This window comes from Rhodococcus rhodochrous, from assembly GCF_014854695.1.
Taxonomy (GTDB): domain Bacteria; phylum Actinomycetota; class Actinomycetes; order Mycobacteriales; family Mycobacteriaceae; genus Rhodococcus.
Genome location: NZ_CP027557.1, coordinates 1 through 15,707, shown reverse-complemented (window position 1 = coordinate 15,707; position 15,707 = coordinate 1). Strand labels below are relative to the sequence as shown.

At 67.2% G+C, this 15,707-nt stretch carries 12 protein-coding genes; all 12 read right to left on the bottom strand.

The window, feature by feature from the left end:
- Positions 1-113: 113 nt before the first annotated feature.
- Positions 114-920 (bottom strand): MHYT domain-containing protein, encoded by an 807-nt coding sequence (locus tag C6Y44_RS00060; RefSeq protein ID WP_225623680.1) that lies wholly within the window; start codon positions 918-920, stop codon positions 114-116.
- A 168-nt stretch (positions 921-1,088) separates the two neighbouring features.
- The gene (locus tag C6Y44_RS00055) at positions 1,089-1,883 is read right to left on the bottom strand and encodes an MHYT domain-containing protein (protein WP_225623679.1); all 795 of its coding nucleotides are present in this window, start codon (positions 1,881-1,883) and stop codon (positions 1,089-1,091) included.
- A 173-nt stretch (positions 1,884-2,056) separates the two neighbouring features.
- The gene (locus C6Y44_RS00050; protein WP_192378600.1) at positions 2,057-2,869 is read right to left on the bottom strand and encodes an MHYT domain-containing protein; all 813 of its coding nucleotides are present in this window, start codon (positions 2,867-2,869) and stop codon (positions 2,057-2,059) included.
- Positions 2,869-3,423, bottom strand: a complete 555-nt coding sequence (locus C6Y44_RS00045; RefSeq protein ID WP_016691076.1) for a GTP-binding protein — start codon at positions 3,421-3,423, stop codon at positions 2,869-2,871. The genes C6Y44_RS00050 and C6Y44_RS00045 overlap by 1 nt, the downstream gene beginning before the upstream one ends.
- A gap of 13 nt (positions 3,424-3,436) precedes the next feature.
- On the bottom strand, positions 3,437-3,811 hold the full coding sequence (locus tag C6Y44_RS00040; protein WP_006550918.1) for a DUF742 domain-containing protein: 375 nt from the start codon (positions 3,809-3,811) through the stop codon (positions 3,437-3,439).
- Between the two features lie 13 nt (positions 3,812-3,824).
- Complete coding sequence (locus C6Y44_RS00035) at positions 3,825-4,241, bottom strand: roadblock/LC7 domain-containing protein (protein ID WP_006550917.1); 417 nt, start codon at positions 4,239-4,241, stop codon at positions 3,825-3,827.
- On the bottom strand, positions 4,238-7,762 hold the full coding sequence (locus C6Y44_RS00030; RefSeq protein ID WP_159417107.1) for a sensor histidine kinase: 3,525 nt from the start codon (positions 7,760-7,762) through the stop codon (positions 4,238-4,240). The genes C6Y44_RS00035 and C6Y44_RS00030 overlap by 4 nt, the downstream gene beginning before the upstream one ends.
- Before the next feature lie 361 nt (positions 7,763-8,123).
- Positions 8,124-10,160: a DNA topoisomerase (ATP-hydrolyzing) subunit B gene (gene gyrB / locus C6Y44_RS00025; RefSeq protein WP_159417108.1), complete on the bottom strand. Its 2,037-nt coding sequence runs from the start codon at positions 10,158-10,160 to the stop codon at positions 8,124-8,126.
- 215 nt (positions 10,161-10,375) lie between these two features.
- Positions 10,376-10,948 carry a DUF721 family protein gene (locus C6Y44_RS00020; protein WP_120280944.1) on the bottom strand — a complete coding sequence of 191 codons (573 nt, stop codon included), beginning with the start codon at positions 10,946-10,948 and terminating at the stop codon, positions 10,376-10,378.
- Positions 10,945-12,177, bottom strand: a complete 1,233-nt coding sequence (gene recF / locus C6Y44_RS00015) for a DNA replication/repair protein RecF (protein WP_159417109.1) — start codon at positions 12,175-12,177, stop codon at positions 10,945-10,947. The genes C6Y44_RS00020 and recF overlap by 4 nt, the downstream gene beginning before the upstream one ends.
- Before the next feature lie 22 nt (positions 12,178-12,199).
- Entirely contained in the window at positions 12,200-13,384 is a 1,185-nt protein-coding gene (gene dnaN / locus C6Y44_RS00010; protein WP_159417110.1) for a DNA polymerase III subunit beta, read from the bottom strand.
- Between the two features lie 501 nt (positions 13,385-13,885).
- The gene (dnaA, locus tag C6Y44_RS00005; RefSeq protein ID WP_159417111.1) at positions 13,886-15,661 is read right to left on the bottom strand and encodes a chromosomal replication initiator protein DnaA; all 1,776 of its coding nucleotides are present in this window, start codon (positions 15,659-15,661) and stop codon (positions 13,886-13,888) included.
- Between the last annotated feature and the right edge of the window lie 46 nt (positions 15,662-15,707).

Genomic DNA, 15,707 nt, shown 5'->3' with positions numbered 1-15,707 from the left:
CCGGCCTTCGGCCCGACGGACGTCTCGCAACCACACGAGTCTATAGGTGCAGGTCAGACAATGCCGAGAAGGACAGGCACTTCACATGCCGAGATCCGTCCGGAACCGAGCTCTCACATGTGGGATCCGGTGACCGGGTCGCGGTCCACCTGCCGTTCGACCTCCGACGCCCACTGTTCGAGCCGGGCGTCGCGCACGGCGTCCTCCGGGTCGGAGGCGAGCAGCAGTGCGGTGATCGGCACGGCCAGGACGATGATGCCGAGGACGAACGCCGGGAACAGCAGCGACATCACGGTCATGCCTTCGGGCGCGGGCATGCTCGGATCGAGGGTGACCCGCACGCCGGCCATGCCGGTGTAGTGCAGCGCCACGACCGCGCATCCCATGACGAAGGCCGCGACGACGCGGACCTCGAGACGCCGCGCGCGGCGGGCCAGCGCGAGCGCGGCGGTGGAGGCGACGACGCCGATGATCACCGACGCGATGACGTACCCCGTCTCGTGTTCGATCGTGCCGCGGATGTGGATGGCGAACATTCCGCTGTAGTGCATCATGCTCACGGCCGCGCCCATCAACAGACCGCCGATGAGCAACCGCACCGATTCGGGAATGCGGTGCTTGCTGACGTCGTGTACGTCGGCGATCCGCAGACCCACGAGGGTCGCGACGACGGCGAGCACGACGGAGAAGACCGTCGGGGCCAGTTCGTATCGAATGGTCGTACCCGGCACGGAGAAGCCCATCATGCCGATGAAGTGCATGAGCCAGATACCCACGCCGCCGATGGACAACGACGCCATGAGGAGCCACCAGTTGCCGCTGCGCCGCGGCTCGTCGAGCGACCGCCGGACGCAGGACAATCCGACGAAGGAGCCCATCACGGCGGTGGCGTAGGAGAGGAAGAAAACCCACATCCCCATGGAGAAATGGTGTACGTCGTGCGACACGTGAGGTCCTCACAGCGGCGCGCTGTCACCACCGCGCTCGGAGGGCGCGCGCCACGACCTACCCGATGCGAGCTGCACCCCGACTTTCCAGCAGCGTAAGCGACCTTATCGCACTGTGGGGGTTCACATCACATCACCGTTTCACATGTCGTCCGTGGGGACGGGAGACCGGATCGGGACGAGCCAGGTCGCCACCTCCCGATCCTGCTCGAGGTCCTGGATGCTCGCCGATGCCATCAGAGCCACGACCGGCACCGCGAGCAGCGCGACACCGATGATGAATCCGGGGAACAGCAAGGTCATGATGGTCATTCCCTCCGGATTCGGAGCGGAAGGATCGACGGTCACCGCGATCCCGGCCATGCCCGTGTAGTGCAGTGCCACGACTGCACATCCCATGACGGCGGCGGCCGGGATCCGCACGGCCGGCCGTTCCGCGACCCGCGACAGCCACAACGCGACGATCGACGCGACGACACCGATCCCCACGGACGCCGCGACGTACGACCGCCCCTGCTCGAGTTCGCCCTGGATCCGCACCGCGGCCATGCCGCTGTAATGCATTCCGGCGACGGCGAAGCCCATGATGACGCCGCCGACGAGGAGCCGGACGTCCGACGGCAAGGCGCGGATCCACTGCACGTCGGTGTCGACGATCCGCAATCCGAACAGTGTGGCCGTCACGGCGAGCGCGACCGACAGCAGCGTCAGCCCGAGGTCGTAACGGATCGCGGAACCGGGTACGTCGAAGCCCATCATCCCGATGAAGTGCATCAACCAGATTCCGACGCCCCCGATGGACAGGGCTGCCATGAGTGTCCATCGGGTCCGGGCGACCGACGTCCACGCGTTCGCAGCCTTGCGCGCGCAGGACAGACCGGCATAGCACCCGACCGCGGACGTGATGTAGGAGAGAGCGAAAAGCCAACCGCCCATGGAGAAATGGTGAACCTCGTGCGACATGTTGCCCCCAAGGAAGCGGCACGCACGGCGCATCGGTCCGTGTCGTGCCGAGTAGACCGACAGCGACCCCCGACGCTGCGCAGAAGGCTACTCCACTTCCGGGATTTCAACCAGATGTTTTGGGTGACAACAAATTAGGACGATCTTCAGAAGATCCGACCGTCGACGGGCTCTGCCTGGCCGTCCGCCGCCCACCGCTCGGATTCCGCTTCCAGTTCCGCCGCAAGACGATCCGGGGCCTGGAGCACCAGGACGATCGGGACGGCCAGCAACAGCAGGCCGACGACGAAGAGCGGGAAGAGAATCGAGAAGACCTCGATCCCACCGGAGACCACTACCGCGGGGTCGATCTCCACACGGACCGACGCGGCGGCGAGGAAGTGCACCGCGATCACTGCGGCACCGGCCAAGGCGCTGCTCAACAGGCGCTTGGGCCACGTGTCCGCGGTCTTCACCTGGGCCAGGAAGCCCACGGCGGTCGCGATCGCCAAGCCCGTCGCCGCGGCGACCCAGAGGGGATCGAAGGTCAGCGAGCCCTGGATCCGCACCGAGGCGAGGACCGAGAACGGCACGCCCGCCAGGCCGGCGCCCAGCACGAGAGCACCCGTGACCGTCCGGACGAGGGTGGCGGGAGCGTTGTTCGGAATCGCGACGAGCAACGCCACGTACACCGACACCAGGGCGACGAGCATCGAGAACACGATGGTGACGGTGTCGTACCGCACCACGCTGTCCTCGACGTTGAAGCCCGCCATCGGCAGGAACATGGCGAGCCAGACACCCACGCCGCCGCTCACCAGCGCCGCGAGAATCATCCAGTACGAACGCAATCGGTCACTGGAGGTGGTGCGGACCCGCCGAGCACCGGTGACCCCGACGAACACCCCGATCGCCGAGGTCAGATAGGCGAGGACCGTGACCCACGAGCCCATCGTGAAGACTTCGAGGCCCTCCCCCATTACTGGGTCACCGGCTGGTGCAGCTTCCGCAAGGCGTATTCGGTGACGGTGACCAGCGCCTGCTTCGCCGACTCACGGGCGCGCGCATCGATGGACACGATCGGCACGTCCGCCGAGATCGCCATCGCCTGACGGATGTCCTCGAGCGGGTACCGGGGCGCATCGTCGAATTCGTTGATGGCGACGATGAACGGGAGATTGCGCGCTTCGAAGAAGTCGACGGCGGCGAAGCTCTCGTCCAGGCGACGCGTATCGATCAGCACGATCGCACCGATGGCGCCGCGGATCAGGTCGTCCCACATGAACCAGAAGCGGTGCTGTCCGGGCGTGCCGAACAGGTAGAGGACGAGGTCGTCGGCCAGACTGATACGACCGAAGTCCATGGCGACCGTGGTAGTCGCCTTCTGCGGTGTCGCAGAGAGGTTGTCGACGCCGTCGCTGGCGTTCGTCACGAGCGCCTCGGTACGAAGCGGCACGATTTCCGACACCGCCCCGACCAGAGTCGTCTTACCGACGCCGAAGCCTCCGGCGATCACGATCTTGGTCGAGGTCACGCGCTTCGTGGCGTTAGAGTTCGCGAAGTCCACTGAGGACCCTTTCAATCAGCTCACGACGCTCCGCGTCGCTCGAATCGTCTTTCAGCGTGGCCAGGATCTGTACGTGTCCGGCTTCGACGAGATCGGCGACGAGCACGCGTGCCACGCCGATCGGCACCCCCACGCGCGCAGCGATCTCCGCGACGGAGGGTGATTCCTTGCACAGCTCCAGGATCGTGGCGTTGATGTTGTCCAGATCCCGGGACCGATCGTCGGTTCCCGGAATGGCCTGGATGAGCGCCTCCAACGCCAGTTCGACCGCAGGACTCGTACGTCCCGAAGTCAGGGAGTAGGGCCGGACCAGACTGGGCTGGTCCGGCACCGACTCCGGCTTCCGCGATTCCATGGCCACCTCGACGTCAGGACCCTAGACCGACCCGCGGGGTGGCTTCGACCGAAGCACCCACTCGATCGACCAGGAGCGCCATCTCGTAACCGACCTGTCCGATATCGCACTCGGAGGCGGTCAGAGCCGCCAGGTGCGAGCCGTCGCCGACGCTCATCAGCAGCAGGTAGCCGTGCTGCATCTCCACGACGGACTGCAGCACACCACCACCGTCGAACAACTGCGACACACCGTTGGACAGGCTGGCCAGGCCCGAGGTCACCGCAGCGAGCTGCTCGGCACGATCCACCGGGAGGTGGGCGCTGGCGGCCATGAGCAGACCGTCGGCGGACACGAGCACGGCATGCGAGACACCCGGGACTTCGCGCGCGAAGTTGGAAACCAACCAGTCCAATGGACGAGCTGCGTCGGATCCATGATCAATATTCATCGAACTCCCTGTTCGTCGTTCTCGCGATTGCTGGAATTCGCCGAGGCGCGTCCGTTGCGGACACCCTGCTGATGGCGGCTCAAGTTGGCCCGGATGGCTTCCGGGTCTCGACGTCGAATGGTCCTCGGCAGCTCACCCGTTGCCGGTGCCCGAACGGCACCCGGCACCAGACGCTCGCCGGGAGCGCGCCGCGGAAGACCCGCGGTGGTGTGCTCCTCCACGGGGGCCTCGGTAGCACGCTGTGCGGCTTCCCAACCCGCGTCCGCCGCGGAGCGCCACTCCCGCTTCCTGCGGTCCTCCGGAAGGCTCGTCGGGTCGACGAGCCAGTCCGACATCATCGTGGTGAAGATCGGGGTGTTCGCCGGCTGCGGACGGGCCGACGCGAGGTCGGGCCGCGGCTGGAAGAACGATGCCGTCTTCGCCGAGTTGGTCCGGTAGCGATGGCGGGCCGCCTGCTGCGCGTCGCTGTGCGGCGAGACGGAGCCACCGTCGGCGATGCTCGGACCGGAGACCGCTGCAGCCGAATCGGGCTCGGAACCGTTGGTCGACGCAGCGGGCCGCTGAGGAAGCCCCGGCGTGCTGCCCGGCTGACGACGCGGCAGACCGGGTGTGCTGCCCGGACGGCGCTGCGGAAGACCCGACGAGGGTTCCTGCTGCCGGCGGTCCGCATCCTGCGCGGGTGCGCGCTGTGCATCCTGCGCGGGTGCGCGCTGCGGCAGGTCGGGACGGTTCGGTGCGTCCGGCCGGTTCTGCGGAACGGACGGGGACGATCCGGAAGCCCGTCCCGGCAGGCCGGGAGTCGCGCCCGGCCGACGCTGCGGAAGACCGGGGGACGCGGGTCGCTGCGGCGGGGCGGGTGCACGATGTGCCGAACCCTGCTGGGGCTCACGGACCGGCAAGGACTGCGACTGCTGGGAGTCCGTCGGCGACAGACCCGGTGTGGTACCGGGACGACGCTGAGGAAGACCCGAAAGCCCTTCCCGGCGAGGTTGATCGGCGTCGGGTCGCGGCCCGGCACCGTTGCGGCCGTCGCCGTTGCGCGCGTCGCCGTTGCGTCCGTCGAACGAGTGACCGTTGGTCTCGTCCGGCCCGCGCCGAGGACCGCGCGGAGGCAGCGACGACGCGAAGGCTGCTGCGGCATCCGGCTCGATCCGGCGCGGCTGCGGCGACCGGGGCGGCGTCGGGAGACCCGGCGTCTCGCCCGGCTGACGCGTGGGCAGACCCGGAGTTCCACCGGGGCGACGCTGCGGAAGACCAGACGGGCCGAACTCGCGGGATGCCTGTGGTGCCTGATTGTCGCGCGGCTGTCCCTGCGGCTCACGGGGCGGCGGTGCCTGGAACGACGCCGCGGACGGGGTGAACTCGTTCCGTCCCGCTTCGCGCTGCGGCTCGCCGCGTCGTTCGTCCTCGTAGGACGGCTCCGCATCCCGTGCAGCGGAAGCGGTCTCGTCGACATAGGTGGCGTAGCCGTTGTTCGCGTAGGCATCGTCGGAGTCGTCCGCACGGACATCGTCGGCGGAGTCGACCGGCTGCGACGACGCGTACTCGTGCCGGTCGTCGGCCGCGGGCAGACCCTGCTGGGCGACGGGCGCCGAGAGCGCCTGCGGTGCCGAGTATTCCTCCGCCTCGATCTCGATGCGGGACTGAGGACCGGTGTGCGACAACGCCAGCGGCGAGACCAGTAGGACGTCCGGGATGTGGACGCTCGCGGTGATACCCGGGTTGCGCGCGGTGTCGAAGGTCGGGCGCAGGCGCACGGTGAGACCGTGCCGCTCGGCCAGTCGCGAGACCACGAACAGGCCCATGTGACGTGCGGTATCGGGACCGACCTCGCCGCCCTTGGCGAGACGCTGGTTGATGGACTCGAGTTCGTCGGCCGGGATACCGATACCGCGGTCGGCGATCTCGACGAGCAGGCCGCCGTCGACGGCACGCGCGAAGCTGAAGGTGACGTTGCTGTCGGGCGGCGACGCGCGCAGCGAATTGTCGACCAGCTCGGCGAGGAGATGCACGATGTCGGTCGCGACCGCGCCGCTGAGGGCACCGTCGGGAGTCGAACCGATCTGCACGCGCTGGTAGTCCTCGACCTCCGACATCGCGGCGCGCAGGATGTCGCCGAGCTGCACGGGCGCGGAGTGACCGCGGCGCATGCGGGTACCGGAGAGAATCAGTAGGTTGTCGCCGTTTCGGCGCATGCGCGCGGCGAGGTGGTCGAGGCGGAACAGGCTCTCGAGTCGGGCCGGATCCTTCTCCTCGTACTCGAGTCGTTCGATGAGGCCGAGCTGCTGCTCGACGAGCGACTTGGAGCGACGTGCGAGGGTCTCGAACATATCGCTGATCTGCAGGCGCAGGTGCGCCTGCTCGCCGGCGAGGCGCAGTGCCTGCCCGTGCATGTCGTCGACGGCGCGGGCGAGCTGACCGATCTCCTCGGTGGTGTGCACCGGGACCCGGGTGAACTCGATGTCCTCGATGTTGTCGCCGACCTTGATGCGGTCGATGGCCTCGGGCAGCTCCTGCCGCGCAACCTTCAGCGTGCCGTAGCGCAGGCGGCGGATCGGGCCGACCAGCGAGCGGGACACGAGGAGTGCGAGCACGAGGGCCGCGAGCAGGGCCGCGAGCACGATCGCGGTGTCGCGAAGAGCGGCCGAGCGGGTTTCCGCGGCGCGGTCCTGAATCGTGGTGCTGACCTGCGTCGACGCCTCGTCGATGATCGTGCCGTAGATGTCGACACTGTTGAGCAGCGACGCGCGGATGTTGAGGATCGGGAGCGGACCGGAACCGGCCGCGTCGACCATGTCGGCACGCTCCTGGACGCCGGCTCGCAGTTCGGCGATCTGCTGATCGGCCATCGGGTAGGAGCGGGCGAGCAGGTCGAGCATCGCGAGCTCGGCGCCGGAGGCGGACACCAGCGCGGTGCCCGGCTGGGTCGGGTCGGCGAGGAGCTGGAGCACACCGAGCACCTGACCGAACAGATAGCGCTGCGAGTACCAGGCGTTGATCAGCTGGTCGCCGTAGATGAGGATCTCGCGGTCGTCGACCTCGTCGAGAATCGCTTCGACGACGCGGTTCAGGCTGTCACGGACCTCGTTGGTGACAGCACTGATCTCTTCGACCGGAACCGGCCCGGCCTGCAGTTTCGTGTAGAGCGACTGCGCGGAGGCAGCAGTACGGCTCAGGTCGGCGGTGACCGCCGGATCAAGCTCGGGGTTCTCCGTGACGGAGGCGATGGTGCCGAAGGCGTCGCCGAGCGCGGCCATCTCCTCGGGCGTCACCGTCCCGGCGGCGGCACTCGCGGTGGCGGTCGCGAACGCCGTCGAGAACTCGACGATGTCCGGCACGGCCGCGACCTGATCGGCCGCGGACGAGAAGTGGACGGCGTTGCTGAGCTCGTTCTCGACACGAAGACCACCGAGGACCATTGCCACGGTCACGGGGACAGCGAGAACGGCGGTGACCTTCCTGCGAAGACCCCACCCCTCGATGTTCCACCACCGCTGCTGGGGCGGCGACTTGTCACTCATGGATTACAGCTCTCCTTCCACCCCGTCCGCGCCGGGCGACGAGCACCAGTCGGCACTGCACTCCGATGAGCGCGTTTTCGATCGAGTGCAGTCGAACGAGACGTTTCGGGTGAGGGCACCATATCGGGACATACAGCGGATACGGAAGTGTGAGTCCTTCCCGCACCCTGCGCGGCCCCCGGCCCCCTCTTCGGCAGCCACACGTACAAATGGCCGACTGGAGTGTACTCACGAGTAACGAAGAAGGCTAACGGCCCTTCCATGTTTCCGGTGCACGACATGCAAACCCCCGCTGTGATTTACGGCACAGCGGGGGTTCGGATGAAAATTCGGTCTCCGAGTCGAGCGGAACCGATGACGATCAGACGTCGAGGAAGCGGACGTCCTTCGCGTTGCGTGTGATGAAGCTGCGTCGTGCCGCGACGTCCTCACCCATCAGGACGCTGAACAGCTCGTCGGCGGCAGCGGCGTCGTCGAGGGTCACCTGACGCAGGATGCGGACGCTCGGATCCATGGTGGTCTCCCACAGCTCCTTGGCGTTCATCTCACCGAGGCCCTTGTAACGCTGGATGCCGTCGTCCTTGTTGATCTTCTTGCCGGACTTCAGACCTGCCTCGAGCAGGGCGTCGCGTTCGCGGTCGGAGTACGCGAACTCCGGCTCGCTGCGCTGCCACTTGAGCTTGTACAGCGGCGGCTGCGCCAGGAAGACGTGGCCTTCCTCGACCAGCGGCCGCATGAAGCGGAAGAGCAGCGTGAGCAGCAGCGTCGCGATGTGCTGACCGTCGACGTCGGCGTCGGCCATCAGGACGATCTTGTGGTACCGCAGCTTCGAGATGTCGAATTCCTCGTGGATGCCGGTACCGAACGCCGTGATGATCGACTGGACCTCGGCGTTCTTGAGGACCTTGTCGATGCGGGCCTTCTCGACGTTGATGATCTTGCCGCGCAACGGAAGGATCGCCTGGTACATCGAGTCGCGACCCGACTTGGCGGAGCCACCTGCGGAGTCGCCCTCCACGATGTAGATCTCGCACTTGCTCGGATCCTTCGACCGGCAGTCGGCGAGCTTGCCGGGCAGACCACCGATGTCGGTCGCGCTCTTGCGGCGGACGAGCTCGCGCGCCTTACGGGCAGCGACACGCGCGTGCGCCGACGACACGGCCTTGGTGACGATCGTCTTCGCATCGGCCGGGTTCGCCTCGAACCAGTGCGAGATGTGCTCGTTGCACGCCTTCTGCACGAAGGATTTCACCTCGGTGTTGCCGAGCTTGGTCTTCGTCTGGCCCTCGAACTGCGGCTCGGCGACCTTGACGGAGATGATGGCCGCGAGACCCTCGCGGATGTCGTCGCCCGTGAGGTTCGGGTCCTTGTCCTTGAGGAGCTTCTTGTCCTTCGCGTACCGGTTGACGACCGTGGTCAGCGCCGCACGGAAGCCTTCCTCGTGCGTACCACCCTCGTGGGTGTTGATGGTGTTGGCGAAGGTGTGGACGGATTCGGAGTAACCCGAGTTCCACTGCATCGCGACCTCGAGTTCGTGGCCCGTGCCCTTGGCGGTGAACCCCACGACAGAGTTGTGGATGGGCGACTTCGTGCGGTTGATGTGACGCACGTAGTCCTCGAGACCACCGGGGTAGTGGTAGGTGCGGACCTTGACCTTGTGGACCTCGGGCTCGGCGGCCTCGACGGCCTCGTCCTCGGCGGTCTTGGGAGCCTCGGCGGTCTCCGGGACGTCCTCGTCGGTGACCTCCTCGGGCGCGACCCGCTCGTCGGTGAGGGTGATGGTCAGTCCCTTGTTGAGGAACGCCATCTCCTGCAATCGACGCGCAACGGTCTCGAAGTTGAACGTCGTGGTCTCGAAGATCTCCGGGTCCGGCCAGAACCGAACGGTGGTTCCGGTGCGCTTGGTCGGCTCACCCTTGACCAGTTCACCGGGCTTGGAGTTCGTGTACGTCTGTTCCCAGTGGTATCCGTCGCGGTCGATCGCGACCTCGAGAGTTGTGGACAGCGCGTTCACCACGGAGATACCGACACCGTGCAGACCGCCCGAGACGGCGTACGCATCGGAGTCGAACTTGCCACCGGCGTGGAGCTGGGTGAGGACGACCTCGACGGTGGGCACACCCGAGGCGTGCATGGCGACGGGGATACCGCGACCGTCGTCGACGACCTGGACACCGCCGTCGGCGAGGAGGGTGACCTCGACCTTCGACGCGTAACCGGCCATGGCCTCGTCGACGGAGTTGTCGACGACCTCCCAGATCAGGTGGTGCAGGCCACGTTCTCCGGTGGAACCGATGTACATACCGGGGCGCTTGCGCACCGCCTCGAGACCCTCGAGGACGGTGATGGACGACGCACCGTACTCGTTCTTGTTGTTGTTCGACTTCTGGGCAGCCACGGGTGGGTAGCTCTCCTTCTCCGATCGGCCCCGCGCACGCGCGCGACGCATTCCTGTCCATCCTACGTGCCCGCGAGCCTTGTGCCGGGGTGGACACGAAAGCGGGCGTTCCGCACCGCTGACGTCCCCGTAGCGGCCCCTTTGCGACCCGGACAGCGTGATTTCCTACGCGCTCCGATTTTCGCGCCTCGTACGGCCCGGGAGCGAGCTCGGGATCACCCGTAGGTGTCGCGCGGTCCGCGGCCGCGGATGTGGCGTTCGCCCTTCCGCCAGCTCGGAGCCGTCGGGCCGGTGATCCGCAGTTCCTTGACCACCCCGTGCCCCACGGCCGCGGCGATCTTGGCGAGGATCTGCGACTGCATCATCCGCAGCTGCGTCGCCCAGGCCGTCGACTCGGCCGAGACGTGCAGGATCCCGTCGCGCAGCGTGGTCGGCTGGGCATGACTCGCGATGTCGTCGCCGACGACCCGCGCCCAACTCCCCATGACGGTGCCCTCGGACACGTGCGCCGACCAGCCCCGCTGCTTGGACAGCGACTGCGCGAGCGAACCGAGTGTCTGGGGATCGCGGTCGTCCGGACCGGGCCCCGACCAGCCGCGACGTCGTCGTTTCGGACGCAGCGGGCCGCGCGACGCGCGTCCCTGGCCGACGGCCTTACCACTCGCCTTGGCGGCAGCTCGAGCCTCCTCGAGCGCGCGGCGGGCCAGATCGATGCCCTTCAGCTCCGGCTCGTCCGCGCTGCGCTCCGGCCCGGCACCGCGTTCGGGACCTGCGTGTTCGTCGTTCATCCGACCTCCCCGGTGATCGGGTCCGTCTCCCGTTGCACCGATCCCAGCACAGAGATACGACCTTCTTCGGTGTCCTCGGCATGCACGGGGAATCGGGCGCCGTTCAGTTCGGCCGGCACGTCCTCCGGCACGGCCGCCGTGATCAGCACCTGTTCGGCCGTCGTGGCGACCTCGGCGAGGGCGGAGCGGCGCCGTCGGTCGAGTTCGGCGAAGACGTCGTCGAGCATGAGAACGGGATCGGTGCCGTCGGTGCGCAACAGGGCGAACGCGCCGAGCCGCAGCGCGAGCGCGAACGACCACGACTCGCCGTGGCTCGCATAGCCTTTCGCGGGTTCGGCACCGAGCATCAGGTCGAGATCGTCACGGTGGGGTCCGACGAGGCAGACGCCGCGTTCGATCTCCTTCGACCGCACGTCCGCGAGGCGGTGGAGGAAGACGGTCTCGAGAAACTCCCGATCGTCCGGCGCCGGCGTCCGGGCCGGGTCGGAGAACTCGGGCGGCAGTGCGTCGGCCAGGCTGCTGCGATAGCGCAGGCTCGCCGGACGGGACTCGGGCGCGATCGACCGGTACGCCTCGGACACGTGCGGGGCCAGTTCGTGCAGCAACGCGATGCGCGCGGCGAGCAGCTCGGCTCCGTGGGCCGCGAGATGGCCGTCCCACACGTCGAGGGTCGCCAGAGCACTCGCCCCGTCGCTCGAGCGACTCCCGCGCCGCAGCGCTCCCCCCGCGGTCTTGAGCAGGGCGGATCGCTGGCGCAGCACCTTGTCGTAGTCGGCCCGAACCCCGCTCATCCGCGGGAAACGCGTGCTGAGCAGTTCGTCGAGGAACCGCCGGCGATCGCCCGGGTCGCCGCGCACGAGCGACAGATCCTCCGGGGCGAAGAGCACCGTGCGGAGGATGCCGAGGATCTCTCGAGGACGCCGGGCCGGCGACTGGTTGATCCGCGCCCGGTTCTGCTTGCCCTCGTTGATCTCGATGTCGATACCGAGCTCACGACCGTTGTTGACGACCAGCGCCCCGGCGAACGCCCGCGACGTGCCGGCCCGCAGCAGCGGGCCGTCGGAGGACACCCGGTGCGACGAGAGCGTCGACAGATATCCGAGGGCCTCGAGCAGGTTGGTCTTCCCGTGTCCGTTGCGCCCGACGAAGACCGTCGCCCCCGGAGTGAGGTCGGCGGAAACCGTTCTCCACGAACGGAAGTCGCGCAGCGAGAAGGTGCGAACGTACACGGCTTTCCAGTCTCGGGGCCGGTCAGCCCGGCAGGCGCACCGGCATCAGCAGATAGGTGTAATCGCTGTCCGGAGCGGCGAACGTACCCGAGGAATCCGGCACGGGCTCCTCGTCGAGCGCCGGCCGCAGCACGGCCGGACGACTCGAGGTGGTGAACCCGAACGAGACCTTGTCGGTGTGCAGCGACGTCAGGCCGTCGAGCAGGTAGCCGGGGTTGAACGCGATGATCAGCGGTTCACCGAAGAACTCCGCGGGATGCGATTCCTCGGCGCGGCCGGCGTCGTCGCCACCGGCCGACAGCATCACGCTGCCCTCGGTGAACTCGAGTCGGACCTGTGCACCGCGCTCGGCGACCAGCGCGACACGCTTGATCGCGTCGACCAGCGGTGCGATCTCGACGGTCGCCATCGCGGTGTGCTCGTTGGGGAGCAACTGGCGGAACTTGGGGAATTCGGCGTCGAGCAGGCGCGTGGTGGTGCGGCGACCTTCGGCGACGATGCCGAGCAGGCCCTCGGAGCCCACCGACGACCCGCTGCCGAGAGCGAGCTGGACCGGGGAGTTGGACGACCCGCCAACAGTTTTCGCGGCCTCGGAGAGGGTCTTTGCGGGCACGAGCACGGCCGAGCTGGTGGACTCCGCGGTGGGCATCCACTCGAGCTTGCGCACTGCGAGACGGAAACGGTCGGTGGCCGCGAGCACCATGTCGGTGCCCTCGATCTCCACTCGGATGCCCGTGAGCATGGGGAGCGTGTCGTCCTTGCCGGCGGCGACGGCGACCTGGCTGATGGCCTCGGCGAACAGATCGCCGGAGAGCGCACCGGTCTGCTGCGGGAGCGCGGGCAGCTGCGGGTAGTCCTCCACAGGCATGGTGGGGAGCGAGAACTTGGCGCTACCGCACGTGATGAGCACGCGGGTGCCGTCGAGCACGACATCCACAGGCTTGTGGGGCAACGCGCGAGTGATGTCGGCGAGCAGCTTGCCGGACACCAGCACCTGACCGGGGGTGATGACCTCGGCCGAGACGTGGACCTGCGCAGATACCTCGTAGTCGAAGCCCGAGACCGTCAGCCCGCGTTCGTCGGCTCCGAGCAGGACACCGCCCAGGACGGGAACGGGGGGTCGCGACGGAAGGCTTCGGGCAACCCATGCAACGGAATCAGCGAAGTCCTCGCGAGGCACACGAAACTTCATACTTCCCAGCTCCATCGCCCGGTGGATCCCTTCGATCGTGGTCTCGACAAGTCTACGAAGTCTGTCACAGAACCCCGACACCGATGAGGCGGAGCCGGGGGATGCGGGTCCACGTTATGCCTTCCCTCGCTGCTTGGAAAGCCGGGAGGCTCGAGGCGTGAGCCTCACTCGAGGGCCTGTGGACCGACGCTCTCCACACACCTGTTTTGAAAGAAGATTTCTGAAGAGAACTCACAGAAGTAGTAATAGGGCCTGTGGAATCTGTGGACGAACGACCGTCTAGGCTGGTGGGGCGACGTTCTCGAGGGGGTCGAACTCGAGGATGAACTCGAGGAGTTCTCGAGGACGAATGTGGATTCCTCGAGACTGTTCATTCTTTGTCCACCGTTCGTCCACAAAGATCCCACGTTCTGCACACCCTTGTCCACAGGTGTGGGGACCGGAAATTTCTCGAGATACGAGACAGGGAGCGCCCTGTGGACGCTCCCTGTGGATGAAAACTCGAGGCTCGAGGAATCAGCGCTTGGACCGTTGCTTGATACGCGCGGTGAGCTCCTGCACCTGGTCGTAGACCTTGCGACGCTCGGTCATCTCCTTGCGAATCTTCTTGTCCGCGTACATGACTGTGGTGTGGTCGCGACCGAAGGTCTGCCCGATCTTCGGCAGCGACAGGTCGGTGAGCTCGCGGCACAGATACATCGCGATCTGGCGGGCCTGGGCCAGCGGCCGTGCCTTTCCGGGCCCGCACAGGTCGTCGATCGACGTTCCGAAGTACTCCGCGGTCACGGCCATGATCGTGGCGGCATTGATCTCGAGAGCCGAGGAGTCCGGCATCAGATCACGCAGCACGACCTCGGCGAGGGTGAGATCGAGCGGCTGCCTGTTGAGCGACGCGAAGGCCGTCACACGGATCAGGGCACCCTCGAGTTCGCGGATGTTGCGTTCGATCCGGCTCGCGATCAGCTCGAGCACGTCGTGCGGCACGTTCAGGCCGTCCATGCGTGCCTTCTTCGACAGGATCGCGATGCGCGTCTCGAGTTCGGGAGGCTGGACGTCGGTGATCAGTCCCCACTCGAACCGGGTCCGCAGTCGTTCCTCGAGCGTCGCGAGCTGCTTGGGCGGCCGGTCGGACGAGACGACGATCTGTTTGTTGGCGTTGTGGAGAGTGTTGAACGTGTGGAAGAACTCCTCCTGGATACCTTCCTTGCCCTCGATGAACTGGATGTCGTCGACGAGGAGGATGTCGGTCTCGCGGTAACGCCGCTTGAACGCGACCTTGCGGTCGTCGCGGAGGCTGTTGATGAAGTCGTTCGTGAACTCCTCGGTGGAGACGTACTTCACCCGCATGCCCGGGAAGAGTCGCTGTGCATAGTGGCCGGCGGCGTGCAGCAGATGGGTCTTCCCCAGGCCCGAGGCACCCCAGATGAACAGCGGGTTGTAGGCCCGTGCCGGTGCCTCGGCGATCGCCACCGCCGCGGCGTGCGCGAACCGGTTCGACGCCCCGATCACGAAGGTGTCGAAGGTGTACTTCGCGTTGAGGCTGCTGCTGCCGATGGGCGGCGTCTCGGGCGGCGGGGGCTGGGTGAAATAGGACGGCCACGACTCGCGGACGGCGGTCATGGCCTCCCGGTCGTCGTCGACCTCCTCGAGTTCGCCGTGGTCGGCCTCGAGCATGTCGTGCTCGCGCGAGGAGATCAGGCGTCGCCGATAGGCCGCACCCTCACCGGGAAGCATGCCGTCCCGGGTGAATCCCCCGTCCATCGGCCCGACGCCGTCCCTGGCCTCAGCCCCGTCCCGCGGGCCGGCGGCATCCCGGGGCATCGGAGGGTCGCGACGCAGATCGCGGCTGCGAGGCTCTACCGTGCGCGGGTCACGGCTGCGAGGCTCTACCGTGCGCGGGTCACGGCTGCGAGGCTCTGCCGTGCGCGGGTTCACAGGCTGTGCATCTTCCGGCAGACCCTCGAGAGGCAGCGTGTCACGGGGTTCGGCGTAGGGATCCTCGGCGGGGTCGTCCACGCGTTCCCGCGGTTCGACGCGCACACCGAGACCCTCGACCCGGTGACCGAGGTGCCGGTTGAGGGTGCGAAGGATGGGTTCGCGCAGATCGCGTTCGATCGATTGCTGGGCGAGGGTGGACGGCACCGAGAGCAGGGCGAATCCCTGTGCGAGCGTGATCGGTTTGACCAGCGCGAGCCATGCTTTCTGGCTCTTCGTCAGCATTCCGTCGTCGATGGTCAGCTCGGATACGACGTCCGTCCACACATCGGCCAGCGCGTTCGGCTCGTCGCTCACGCAGCTTCCCTCCCTTTGATCACCGGTTTTCCACACGATTATCCAC

Excerpts from the sequence above, each read along its gene's own strand:
- C6Y44_RS00060 (WP_225623680.1), bottom strand. The coding sequence starts at position 920 with ATGGGGATGTGGGTTTTCTTCCTCTCCTACGCCACCGCCGTGATGGGC.
- C6Y44_RS00055 (WP_225623679.1), bottom strand. The coding sequence starts at position 1,883 with ATGGGCGGTTGGCTTTTCGCTCTCTCCTACATCACGTCCGCGGTCGGG.
- C6Y44_RS00050 (WP_192378600.1), bottom strand. The coding sequence starts at position 2,869 with ATGGGGGAGGGCCTCGAAGTCTTCACGATGGGCTCGTGGGTCACGGTC.
- C6Y44_RS00040 (WP_006550918.1), bottom strand. The coding sequence starts at position 3,811 with ATGGAATCGCGGAAGCCGGAGTCGGTGCCGGACCAGCCCAGTCTGGTC.
- C6Y44_RS00035 (WP_006550917.1), bottom strand. The coding sequence starts at position 4,241 with ATGAATATTGATCATGGATCCGACGCAGCTCGTCCATTGGACTGGTTG.
- C6Y44_RS00030 (WP_159417107.1), bottom strand. The coding sequence starts at position 7,762 with ATGAGTGACAAGTCGCCGCCCCAGCAGCGGTGGTGGAACATCGAGGGG.
- C6Y44_RS00020 (WP_120280944.1), bottom strand. The coding sequence starts at position 10,948 with ATGAACGACGAACACGCAGGTCCCGAACGCGGTGCCGGGCCGGAGCGC.
- dnaN (WP_159417110.1), bottom strand. The coding sequence starts at position 13,384 with ATGGAGCTGGGAAGTATGAAGTTTCGTGTGCCTCGCGAGGACTTCGCT.